This window comes from Sphingobium sp. LF-16 (genome assembly GCF_003711185.1).
GTDB classification, from domain to species: Bacteria; Pseudomonadota; Alphaproteobacteria; order Sphingomonadales; family Sphingomonadaceae; genus Sphingobium; species Sphingobium yanoikuyae_A.
This window is the reverse complement of record NZ_CP029335.1, coordinates 1,430,495-1,442,073: the sequence shown is the minus strand read 5'-3', so window position 1 is coordinate 1,442,073 and position 11,579 is coordinate 1,430,495. Positions and strand designations below refer to the sequence as shown.

Sequence of the window (11,579 nt, the reverse complement as noted above, 5' to 3'; positions counted from 1 at the left end):
GCTCCTTGGCTGTTGCGCCGGACCATTTCGGCGATGCAGTAATCTGTCAATGAAATAATATAACATTTCCATTGACGGGTGTGGCGAGCCTACCCTAGGGGCAGCGGCGAATGAGATTCCGTCTCATTTCATTCAGGGGAAATTATGTCGATCCAGTTCCTGCCGCGCGCCCGCGCTGCGTCCGTCCGTTCCCGCCGCTTCCGCCATATTGCACGTGCGTTGCCGCTGGCTGCTGTCCTGGCTTGGCTTCCAGCGCAGGCGCAGACCGGCGACGCGGTTCATCATGCGCCGGAGGGCGAGGGCGCCATCACGGTCGACGGCGTGCGTCAGGCCTATCGCGGCGATTTCTCCGTGAAGGAGATTCCCCAGGCGATCACGACGATCGATGCGGAAACGCTGCAGCAGAATAATATCCTTCGCCTGACCGATGCGCTGGACCTGAATGCATCTGTCGTGCGCCAGAACACATTGGGCGGGTTGTGGGACAGTTTCGCCGTGCGCGGTTTTGCCGGCGATGAAAATCTGCCGAGCGGCTATCTGGTCAACGGCTTCAACGCCGGCCGGGGTTTTGGCGGCCAGCGCGACGTGGCCGGGATCGAGCGGGTGGACGTGCTCAAGGGACCGTCGGCTGCGCTGATGGGTCGGGGCGAGCCGGGCGGCACGATCAACCTGGTGACCAAGCAGGCGGAAATCGGCCGGACCTTCGGCAGCGGATCGCTGCAATATGGCAGCTATGACCGGTTCCGCGCCGACGCCGACGCCAACCTGGCGCTGACCGACGGCATCACCGCGCGACTGATCGGCTATTATGAGAAGGGCGACACGTTCCGCGACTATGTGTCGCAGAAACGCTGGGGCTTCCTGCCCTCGATCGGCGTTGCGCTGGGCGACCGGACGCGCCTGACCTATGATTTCGAATGGACCCGCGTGGAAGTGCCGTTCGATCGCGGCATCGTCGTCCTGAACAATGATTTCGACACCGTGCCGCGGTCGCGCTTCCTGGGCGAACCGGGCGATGGCGATACGGTGGCACGCGCCACCGGCCACCAGTTGCGGCTCGACCATCAGTTCAATGACGACTGGAGCCTGCTGGTCGGGGCCAGCCATCGCGACACGCTGCTGACCGGTTTCTCGTCCGACGCGGAGCAGACCGCATCGCGCCAGAAACTCTATGTCGACGGCCATTCCCTGTCGCGCCAGCGCCGCTCGCGCCGTTATGATGCGGAACATAGTGTGGTCCGCGCCGAACTGGCGGGCCATTTCGAGACCGGATCGCTGCGCCATCGCGTGCTGATCGGCGGCGATTTCGACCAGTTCGAATATGATAATTACTTCACCCGGTTCCGCCCGCCGGCCGTCAGCACCAACCCCAGCGACCAGGCCGGCTATGTCATCGACATCGACAATCCGATCTATGGCCAATATCCGCTGCCCGCGACGTCGGTGCTGACCAATCGTCTGGATGCGCAGCGCAGCTTCGGCTTCTATGTGCAGGACCAGATCGAACTGACCGAACGGCTCCAGATCCGCATCGGCGGCCGCTACGACAATCTGACGCTGAAGGTCGACAATCGCCTGCTTGCAGCAGCCAGCCGCTACAATAGCCGCAAATATGAGCGGTTCAGCCCGCAGGCCGGCATCGTCTATGAACTGAGCGATCCGATCTCACTTTATGCCGCTTATGGTCAGGGCTATCGCGCCAATATTGGCGCCGATTTCAACAATAATATCTTCGACCCGGAAACCAGCGAATCCATCGAGGCTGGCGTCAAGCTGACCGCGCTGGGCGGCGCGCTTACCGGCACCCTGTCCGTCTATCAGCTGACCAAGGACAATGTGCTGGCCAGCGACAATAATAATCCCGGCTTTTCCGTCGCGATCGGCAAGGCTCGGAGCCGCGGCATCGAGCTGGACGTGAACGGCCATCTGCCCGGCGACATCGATATCCTGCTGAGCTACGCCTATACCGATGCCGAGGCGCGTTCGGGAGTGAATGACCCCAATTTCGGCTATCAGATCCTGCCGGGTGACAAGCTCATCAACATTCCCGACCACAATCTCAACATCCAGGTCGCGAAGCATTTCGAAATGCCCGGGCGCGCGGCGCAACTGGGCGCGGGCATGCAATATGTCGGCGAACGGCTGGGCGAGACGGGCACGGACTTCACCCTGCCGTCGCACACCTTGTTCCGCCTGTTCGGCAGCGTCGATGTGATCGAGGGTGTCGAGCTGTTCGGGACGATCAGTAACCTGTTCGACGAGACATGGTATGCCAGCAGCTACAGCTCAGTCTGGGTGCAGCCCGGCACGCCGCGCACCGCCACCGTCGGCGTGCGCGCCCGCTTCTGAGCCGGAGGATAGAGACATGAACAAGAGGATGTCGCGCCTTCTGGGCGCCGCCGCTTTGTGTGTTGCTGGCACTGCCATCGCGCAGCAGCCGACTGAGGCGCCGCTGCCGGGGCTGCCTGCTTCGGTACTGCCGCCAACACTGCCCTGGTCGGGTGCGAGCGAAAAGCTGGTCGTCGGCAAGGATGATCCTTGGATCACGCCGGCCGAGCAGGCGCGTTTTGCCACCACGCCGCGCTATGCCGAGGTAGAGGCGTGGTTGAAACGTCTGGATGCGGCCTCGCCCCTCATCAGTTTGGAAAGCTTCGGCCGCACGGGCGAAGGGCGCGACATGCTGTTCGTCCGCGCGAGCAAGGGCGGCACGGGCAAGCCGGTCGTGCTGGTGCAGGCGGGCATCCATGCGGGCGAGATCGACGGCAAGGATGCCGGCCTGATGCTGCTGCGCGACATCGCCCTGCGCGGCAAGGGCAGCCTGCTCGACAAGGTCGATCTGGTGTTCGTGCCGGTCTATAATATCGACGGGCATGAGAAGATGAGCCGCTGGAACTTCCCGGCGCTGCGCGGCCCGGCGCAGAAGGGCTATGTCGGCAACAGCCGCAACATCAACCTGAACCGCGACTATTCGAAGGCGGATGCGCCCGAAAGCCGGGCGATGATCGGCCTGCTGCGCCGGCTCGACCCGATCCTCTATGTCGATTGCCATGTCAGCGACGGCTTCGACATGCAATATGACATCACCTTCACCTATGCCGGCTGGGGCCGCTATGCCTATCATCGCGCCACCGCCGACTGGCTGCAGGGCCGTTTCGGACCAAGCGTGACGGCGGCGCTGGAAAAGGCCGGGCATATCCCCACCATCTATCCCAGCCCGATCGACACGCGGGAGCCGACAAAGGGTATTCGCCAGGCGCCCGAAGGGCCGCGCTATTCGACCGGCTATGGCGATTTCATCGGCGTCCCGACCGTGCTGGTCGAAAACCATATGATGAAGCCCTATCGCCAGCGGGTGCTGGGCACCTATGTGCTGCTGGAGGCAGCGCTGAAGCTAGCCGGACAGGATGCCGGAGCGATTGCGCAGGCGAAGGCCAGCGACAGGGCAGCGCGCCCGACGCAAATGCTGACGCGCTGGAAGCCCGCCGCGCAGCCGATCGGCTGGGTCGAACGGTTCAAGGGCATCGCCTTTGACACCTATGTCTCGCCGGCGAGCGGGCGCAAGGAACAGAAATGGCTGGGGCGACCGGTCGACTGGCGGATGCCGATCATCGGCCAGGAACCGGTCGAGACGGTGCGCCTGCCCAAGGCATGGTGGGTGCCGGCCGGGCAGGCCGAGGTGATCGACCGGCTGACCCTGCACGGCATCCGCTACGAGGTGCTGGATGCGCCGCGCACGCTGACGCTCGATCGGGCGCGGCTGGTCGACCCGCAATCGATGCCGGTGCGCGATGCGCGCATCCCGCTGGACACGAAGTTACGGCACGAAGCGGTGACCGAAACGCTGCCCGCTGGGACGATCCGCGTGCCTGCCGATCAGCCGCTGGGCCTTTTGGCGGCGGCGCTGCTGGAGCCGGAAAGCCAGGACAGTTTCCTTGCCTGGGGCTTCTTCCCGGAGATATTGGCGGCGCCTTCTGGGGCGGAGGTTTTTGTCCGGGCGCCGATCGCCGAGGCGCTCCTCGCCGCTGATGCGCAGCTTCGCGCAGAGTTCGAGGCGAAATTGGCCGCTGATGCCACATTTGCGGCCGATGGCGACGCGCGGCTTGACTGGCTGTCGGCCCGGCTGCCCGATCGCAGCCCCTATCATCATCTCTATCCGGTGCTCAGGGAGCGCTGATCGCCCCCTTGTCGTCGGAAGGAAGTGGGCATTGGCAACAATGGCCACTTCCTTCCACCACCAGCCGGTCGATTAGGAAGCCCCGCTGCGCGAACAAGTGGCCAAGGGCCAATTTGATGTCGCCCATATCGATCTGTTCGACCTGACCACAATGCTGGCAGATGCCGACGGCAGCAGGGCCTTGCCGAATGGCGCAGAAAGCGTTCAACGTCTCGATCCGCAGGACTTTGCCCTGGGCGATCAGTTCATTGAGTGCGCGATAGACCTGGGGTGCGTAGAGCCGCTCATGCCGCTCGGCGGACAGGCTTCGCAGGTCATAGGCCGACAGGGGGGGGCGGGCCTGTTCCAGCAGCGTAGCCACCAGGCGCCGCACTTCGCCGGGGCGACGGGTTGGCCTGACGGATTTGCCTGTATTGCGCATCGTGGCAGATGCCGGGGCGACCAAGCCGCCCCGGCATTCCGGATCAGAAGCTGACCCGCGCGGTCACGCGGATGTCGCGGCCGGTGAGCGGGGCATAGTCCTTGAGGAAGGACGAGGCCCGGCGGGCGACCACATCGAAGATGTTGTTGGCCGACAGGGCAAAGCTGAGCGGACGTTCCTTACCCCACGGGCGGACATTCAACTCGGCATTGACCATGGTGTAGCCGGGCGTCGTGGTCTCGAACTCGGCGACCCGGTTCTGCTTGCTGACACGCTCGACTTCGCCGCGCAGGTCGAACTTGGTCGCCTGATAAGCGAGGCCACCGAGCAGGCGGAGCGGAGGAATGCGCGGCGCCGGCCCGACGCTCTTCACATTGGCATGGACATAGTCGGCCAGGCCATCAGCGACAATCTTGCCGTCGCCCAGCTTGGCCAGGGTCAACGATCCCTGCACCTCGAAGCCATAATAGCGGGCGTCCGCCTGGTTGAAGGCATAGACGGGCAGGCCATCTTCTTCCTCGCCGGTCAGATCCTCATAGATGAAGTTCGAGAACCAGGTGTGATAGGCCGACGCCTCGAAGCTGTAATTGTCGCCGCTGCCGCGCAGGATCGCCTCGACGCTGTTGGCCTTTTCCAGGTTGAAGTCGGGATTGCCGACTTCGTAGGCCTGGGTGCCGGCATGGGGGCCGTTGGCGAACAATTCTTCAGCCGCCGGCGCGCGTTCGGTGTGCGACAGGTTGAGGCCGATGCGCCAGCTGTCGGTCAGGCCATAGGAGGCGCCGACCGAGCCGGAGAAGGCGTCGAAGCTGCGCTTGCCGGCGAAGAACTGTTCCTGATCCTCCAGCGGATTGGCGGTCAGGCTGGTATGTTCGTAGCGGCCGCCCAGCTCGAACTTGAGCGCGCCATAATCGAGCTGCTGCAGGGTGAAGACGCCGATCTGCGTGGTCGAGTTTTTGGGCAGGAAGGCCTCTTCGCCGATCACGTTGAAGTCGCGGTTGAAGAGCTGCACGCCGGTCGCGCCGCGCCAGGCGCCATGCTTGGCCTGGGTCAGTTCCAGCCGGGCTTCCATGCCCTTGCTGAAGAAGGCGGTGCCGACCGAACCATCTTCTTCCAGCTCGGCATGGGTATAGTCGGCATAGCCCAGGCGCAGCGAAACCTTGTCCAGCACATTGCCGTCGCCATTCACTTCGGCGCGCAGGTTGACGCTGTCCTGCTTCATGCTGAGGCGAGGGGCTTCCTGCTCGTCGCCCGGCTGGGTTGCGAAGCGGATCGGCACGCCATAGAGGCTGTCATAATGGTCGTAGGAAATACCGATATTGCCGGTGTCGCCGATATAGGCGATGCCGCCGCCGGCGGTCCAGGTCTTGGCCGCCGAATTGGGCAGCTTGCCCTTGACCGCGGCATTGCCGGCGAAGTCGATCGCTTCCTCGCTGTCGTCGGCGGGGAGCAGGCTCGATGCCAGCGCCTGATCGCGCAGGGCAGGGGTGAGGGCATGGCCGCCGATGCGGACATCGTCGCTCTTGAGATAGCTGCCATCGGCATGAGCGACCCAGCCGCCCGATAGCGGCACGTCGACCGAGGCCGCGCCCGAACGCTCGTCCGCGGCCGAACCATAGGTGCCGATCGCATCGACATGGACCGGCTCATCCGGGATGGCCGTGGGGATACGCTTGTCGATCACGTTGACGACGCCGCCGATCGCCGAGGAGCCGTAGAGCAGCGACTGCGGACCGCGCAGCACCTCGATACGCTCGGCGAGCAGCGGATTGACGACCACGGCATGATCGACCGAGGTGTTGGACACGTCCACGGTCGACAGGCTGTTGGTCAGCATCTTGACGCGTTCACCCTGCAGGCCGCGCAATACCGGGCGCGAGGCGCTGGGGCCGAAGGAGGTGGCGGACACGCCCGGCTGATGTTCCAGCGTCTCGCCGATCGATGGGCGGATCGCCTGGGTCAGATCCTTGCCTTCGACCACGGCGACACTGGACAGCATGTCCTGGCGGCGGGTCGGCAATATGCCGGTGACGATGATGTCGGAACGGGCTGCTTGGTGATAGCCGTCGGCGGCGTCATCCGATGCGGTTTGCGCATGGGCGGCTGTCGAAACGCCGAGAACGGCAAGCGCGCAGCCGGCGAGAAACTGGAATTGCATGGACTTGGATCCCCCGAGGTGGATGGAGCGACATTATTCTGACCTCCACGCCCTGCTCGGTCGCGCTGGAGGCTGCCTCGCCTCTCTAAAAACATGTCCATGATGTTACAACATATCAAACATTACATTTCTGTCATGTGGCTTGCGCCCTATCCATCCAGCCCGCGAAGCTTCCGCAAATCGATGCCCAGCCGCCGGACCCGGTAATAGAAGGTCTTTCGCGGCAGGCCGAGGCGCTCGATGGCCTGCCCCATGTCGCCACCGGTCGCCTGGATCGCCTCGATGATCGCCATGCGCTCGAACGCATCCATGCGCGCGTCGAGCGGCAGCATCGCGCCATCGGCAACGGGTTCCTGCTCCAGGCCCAGCGCCAGCCGTTCGGCCAGCCGCCCCAGTTCATGGACATTGCCGGGCCAGTCATGGTCCAGCAGATGGGCCAGTACCGCCCGGCTGACCGGCGGCACCGCGCGGCGAAAGCGGCGGGCGGCGGCATCGAGCAGATGGGCGAAGATCAGCGGAATATCCTCGCGCCGTTCGCGCAGCGGCGGGATGTGCAGCCGCACCGCCGCCAGCCGATAGAGCAGGGCCGGCTGGATCGTCGCCGCCTGGCCCTGCTGCGTCATGCAGCCGATCACGCGCAGGTCCACCGGCTGGGGTTCGCGCGCTCCGACCGGGCGAACCAGCCGATCTTCCAGAAACTGGATCAAATGCGCCTGCAGCGCCGGCCCCGACTGGTCGACATCGTCCAGGAACAAGGTGCCCTGATGGGCGCGGGCCAGCCGCCCTTCGAGCGGCGCGCGTCCGGCCAGGCTTTCGCCATGCAGGCTGGTCTCGGCGATCGAATCCGGCACCGCGGCGCAGGCGATGCTGACGAACTGGGCGCTGGCGCGGCGGCTGCGCTGATGGACCATGCGCGCAACCAGTTCCTTGCCGGTGCCGGTCTCGCCCTCGACCAAAATGTCGATATTGGTGTCGGCCAGGGTTGCCACCATGTCGCGCAACCGCTCGATCGCCGGGGAATGGCCGATCAGCGGGGAGGCGACGGCGGTGTCGACCATCGCGCGCAGGCGGCGATTTTCGATCACCAGCAGCCTCTTCTCGCTCGCCCGCGCGACCGATGCCAGCAGGGCGTCGGGATTGAAGGGCTTTGTCAGGAAGTCCCAGGCGCCGGCCTTCAGCGCATCCACCGCCATCGGCACATCGCCATGGCCGGTGACCAGGATCACCGGCAGTTCCGCGTCGCGGGCATGGAGCGCCCGGAACAGGTCGATGCCCGACATGTGCGGCATTCGCACGTCGCTGACCACCACGCCGGGAAAATCCGCCTCGATCGCAGCTAGCGCATCGGCGGCGCTGGCGAAGGCGCGCACCTCATGGCCCGCCAGCGTCAGCGTCTGCGCCATGGCAGCGCGCAAATCATCATCATCGTCGATCAGGGCGATCGGACGCGGGGGCATGTCGGTCATGCGCGTTTCAAACTCAGCTGGAAATGGGCGCCGGCCTCGCTGGGCAGCAGGCGCAGCGACCCGCCCATGTCAGCCATGATGTCGCTGGCGATGACAAGGCCGAGCCCCAGGCCCGACGGGCGGCTGGTGACGAAGGGCGTGAAAAGCTGGCCCTGCACCGACGGATCGATGCCCGGCCCATTGTCGATCACCGAGAGCAATATCGTCTCCGCATCGAGCGCGACCGACAGGCGAATGGTCGGCGCGACCACGCCCTCCAGCGCTTCGAGCGCATTTTGCAGCAGGTTGACCAGCACCTGCTCCAGCCGGATCATGTCGGCCATGACGCGCAGAGCGTCCGGCAGGTCCGGCAGGTGCAGATCGACACGCGCCAGCCGCGATTTGAGGATCAGCACGCTGCCCTCGATCGGCCCGGCGAGCGGAATAGCGTCGATCACGCCGGTCGCCTTGCGGGAAAAACCGCGCAGTTCGGCCGTGACCTTGCCGATCCGGTCGGTCAGCCGCTCGATTGCCGCCATATTTTCGGCCGCAGCCTCGCTATCGCCACGCTCGATCAGCAGCCGGCCATTGGCGGCATAGCTGCGGATCGCGGCGACAGGCTGGGCGGTTTCATGCGCGATGCCGGCGGTGATCTGGCCCAGCGAGGCCAGGCGATTGGCCTGACGCAACCCTTCGCGCAGCGTGTCGGCGCGCGTCTCGCTGGCGGCGCGTTCCTCCATCTCGCGGCGTAATTCATGGGTGCGGGCGGTGACCATCGCCTCCAGTTCGCTGGTGCGGGCGGCGACCATGGCGGCCCGTTCGGCGCGACGATGGCCGCGTTCGCGCAATATCCAGATGCCGCCGGCGAGCAGCAGCAGCAGCAACAGGGTCGCCAGCCGCACCGTCCGCACGAAGCTTTCCACGCCATGCAGCGGCGTCAGCATGTTGAGCTGCCAGCCCGGTTCGCCGGCCGCGACCGATTGCCACAGCAGGCGGCGGCGCGGTTCGTCGGCGGGGCTGATGATCTGCCGGCCATCGGCATCGCCCATGCCCTTGAGCGGCACCGGCAGCAGCGAGCCGCGGCCGGACTGCAATTCGGCGCGGAAGCGCTGCTTAGCCTGCGCCGACAACGAATGGATGGTGGTGAAGCGCCAGTCGGGGCGGCTGGTGATCAGGATGATGCCCTCTCGACTGGTGATGAAGGTGATCTCGCCGAGCCGCGCCCATTGCTGCTCGATCCCGTCAAACTCCAGCTTCACCACGACATAGCCGCCGCCGCGCGATCGCCGCGACAGATACATGCCGGGCCGTTCGCTGATCGTGCCGAGGGCGAATTGCGCGCCCGATCCATGCGCGGCGGCCAGCTTGAAATAATTGCGGAAGGAATAGTCCTGGCCGACGAAGCTGCGCTCGCTGCCCCAGTTGCTCGATGCGACGGTGCGGCCGGATGCGTCGAGCACATAGATTTGCGCCGCGCCGGTGGTGCGGGCGAGCGCCTGCAGCTTGCGATCGAGCGCCCGCAGGGCGGTCTGCGATCCGGTGAGGCCGGCGACCAGATCGCTGTCGTCGGACAGTGCGATCGGCAACAACCGGAACCGCTCGATCTCGCTCTTGAGATAGGCCTGGCGCAGGATCGCCGCGCCGCGCGTCTCCGCACTCAGCCGGGCGATGGCATTGCGCTCGGCAACCTCGCCCGACAGCCAGAGCAGGCCGCTAGCGACGCCCAGGAACAGGGCGATCCACAGAATGCGATTCGGGAAGCGGGCGCTGTCCATAGCCCTGCATATCGCGCCAACCAGTGATGTGCAAATTTCTGCACATCGTGCGATACTGGTGAGCAATTATATGCACTAAATGAACTGGCTGCAGGCATGAAAATAATATTAATATGTTGAATTATAACGATTTAACTTCATTTCTCCTACAATTTGTCGCGCATGGCTGACAGCTCGATACTGGCCCCCTCAATTCCCGACCCGCCCAACCAAGAAGGCGGGAAGGCTTTTGGCGAGGGCCAGAAAGACAACTGTCATGCAGATTTCCGATTTCCCCGACACGCCGGTCACCCGGCGTCCCTGGTATCTTCATCTCTATGCGCAGGTGCTGCTGGCGATCATCGCCGGCGTGGCGCTCGGCCATTTCGCGCCGCATCTGGGGGAGGCGATGAAGCCGGTCGGCGACGCCTTCATCAAGGCGGTGAAGATGGTCATCGCCCCGGTCATTTTCCTGACGATCGTCACCGGCATTGCCGGCATGCGCGACATTGCCAGCGTCGGCCGGGTCGCGGGCAAGGCCTTTGCCTATTTCCTCTTCTTCTCCACCCTGGCGCTGGTCGTCGGCATGATCGTCGCCAATGTGGTGCGGCCGGGCGCGGGCCTCGACATCGATCCCGCCACGCTCGACGCCAGCAAGGTCAGCGAATATGCGGAAAAGGCGCATGACAGCACGCTGACCGGCTTCCTGACCGGCATCATCCCCGACAGTTTCCTGTCCGCCTTCGTCAGCGGCAATATCCTTCAGGTGCTGTTCGTTGCGATCCTGTTCGGGGTTGCGCTGGCACTGATCGGCGATCGCGGCGCGCGCGTGCTCGACCTGCTCGAAGATGTCTCGACCGCCGTGTTCAAGCTGGTCGCGATCGTCATGAAGGCCGCGCCCGTCGGTGCCTTCGGCGCCATGGCCTTCACCATTGGCAAATATGGCGTCGGCACGCTCGCCAATCTCGCCTTCCTGGTCGGCACCTTCTACCTCACCTCGGCGCTGTTCGTGGTCGTGATCCTGGGCCTGGTCGCCCGCGCCGCCGGTTTCTCGATCTTCGGCCTGATCCGTTACCTGAAGACCGAATTGCTTCTGGTGCTCGGCACCTCCTCGTCGGAAAGCGCGCTGCCGGCCCTCATCGAAAAGATGGAGCGGGCGGGCTGCCCCAAGTCGATCGTCGGCCTGGTCGTGCCGACCGGCTACAGCTTCAACCTCGACGGCACCAATATCTACATGACGCTGGCCGCGCTGTTCATCGCGCAGGCCACCGGCGTCGACCTGTCGATCGGCGACCAGATCCTGTTGCTGGGCGTCGCTATGCTCTCGTCCAAGGGCGCGGCGGGCGTGACCGGTGCCGGCTTCATCACGCTGGCGGCGACCCTCTCCATCGTCCCCTCCGTGCCGGTCGCCGGCATGGCCCTGATCCTGGGCGTCGACCGCTTCATGAGCGAATGCCGCAGCCTGACCAACTTCATCGGCAATGCGGTGGCGACGATCGTCGTGTCGCGCTGGGAAGGGAAGCTGGACCGGGCGCAGTTGCAAGCCGCGATGCGGGGCGAGGGCGGGGCGCCATCCCTGGCGGCTCCGGCGCTCGCCAGCGCCGTCCCGGCGGAATGAGGCGCAGCCACC

The 11,579-nt window shown here is 64.9% G+C and carries 7 protein-coding genes; 3 read left to right on the top strand and 4 right to left on the bottom strand.

Going from position 1 to position 11,579, the window contains the following annotated elements; all coding sequences use genetic code 11:
• The first annotated feature begins 144 nt into the window (after window positions 1–144).
• Together DIZ22_RS06745 and DIZ22_RS06740 are read left to right on the top strand one after the other, a co-directional pair.
• Window positions 145–2,349, top strand: a complete 2,205-nt coding sequence (locus DIZ22_RS06745) for a TonB-dependent receptor (protein ID WP_122928056.1) — start codon at window positions 145–147, stop codon at window positions 2,347–2,349.
• 16 nt (window positions 2,350–2,365) lie between these two features.
• The gene (locus tag DIZ22_RS06740) at window positions 2,366–4,174 is read left to right on the top strand and encodes a M14 family metallopeptidase (protein ID WP_048937109.1); all 1,809 of its coding nucleotides are present in this window, start codon (window positions 2,366–2,368) and stop codon (window positions 4,172–4,174) included.
• Here DIZ22_RS06740 and DIZ22_RS06735 read toward each other — a convergent pair.
• The 4 genes from DIZ22_RS06735 to DIZ22_RS06720 form a co-directional block, all read right to left on the bottom strand.
• On the bottom strand, window positions 4,161–4,535 hold the full coding sequence (locus DIZ22_RS06735; RefSeq protein WP_159078592.1) for a transcriptional repressor: 375 nt from the start codon (window positions 4,533–4,535) through the stop codon (window positions 4,161–4,163). The genes DIZ22_RS06740 and DIZ22_RS06735 overlap by 14 nt on opposite strands.
• A gap of 103 nt (window positions 4,536–4,638) precedes the next feature.
• Entirely contained in the window at window positions 4,639–6,750 is a 2,112-nt protein-coding gene (locus tag DIZ22_RS06730; protein ID WP_122928055.1) for a TonB-dependent receptor, read from the bottom strand.
• A gap of 149 nt (window positions 6,751–6,899) precedes the next feature.
• Complete coding sequence (locus tag DIZ22_RS06725) at window positions 6,900–8,216, bottom strand: sigma-54 dependent transcriptional regulator (protein WP_048937106.1); 1,317 nt, start codon at window positions 8,214–8,216, stop codon at window positions 6,900–6,902.
• Complete coding sequence (locus DIZ22_RS06720) at window positions 8,213–9,970, bottom strand: ATP-binding protein (RefSeq protein ID WP_048937105.1); 1,758 nt, start codon at window positions 9,968–9,970, stop codon at window positions 8,213–8,215. The genes DIZ22_RS06725 and DIZ22_RS06720 overlap by 4 nt, the downstream gene beginning before the upstream one ends.
• A 256-nt stretch (window positions 9,971–10,226) precedes the next feature.
• Here DIZ22_RS06720 and DIZ22_RS06715 point away from each other — a divergent pair, with 256 nt between their 5' ends.
• Window positions 10,227–11,567 carry a dicarboxylate/amino acid:cation symporter gene (locus DIZ22_RS06715; protein ID WP_048937104.1) on the top strand — a complete coding sequence of 447 codons (1,341 nt, stop codon included), beginning with the start codon at window positions 10,227–10,229 and terminating at the stop codon, window positions 11,565–11,567.
• The last annotated feature ends 12 nt before the right edge of the window (window positions 11,568–11,579 follow it).

What these genes read in the sequence shown, in the direction of transcription:
- DIZ22_RS06725 (WP_048937106.1), bottom strand. Translation starts at nt 8,216, where the DNA reads ATGACCGACATGCCCCCGCGTCCGATCGCCCTGATCGACGATGATGAT.
- DIZ22_RS06730 (WP_122928055.1), bottom strand. Translation starts at nt 6,750, where the DNA reads ATGCAATTCCAGTTTCTCGCCGGCTGCGCGCTTGCCGTTCTCGGCGTT.
- DIZ22_RS06745 (WP_122928056.1), top strand. Translation starts at nt 145, where the DNA reads ATGTCGATCCAGTTCCTGCCGCGCGCCCGCGCTGCGTCCGTCCGTTCC.
- DIZ22_RS06720 (WP_048937105.1), bottom strand. Translation starts at nt 9,970, where the DNA reads ATGGACAGCGCCCGCTTCCCGAATCGCATTCTGTGGATCGCCCTGTTC.
- DIZ22_RS06740 (WP_048937109.1), top strand. Translation starts at nt 2,366, where the DNA reads ATGAACAAGAGGATGTCGCGCCTTCTGGGCGCCGCCGCTTTGTGTGTT.
- DIZ22_RS06715 (WP_048937104.1), top strand. Translation starts at nt 10,227, where the DNA reads ATGCAGATTTCCGATTTCCCCGACACGCCGGTCACCCGGCGTCCCTGG.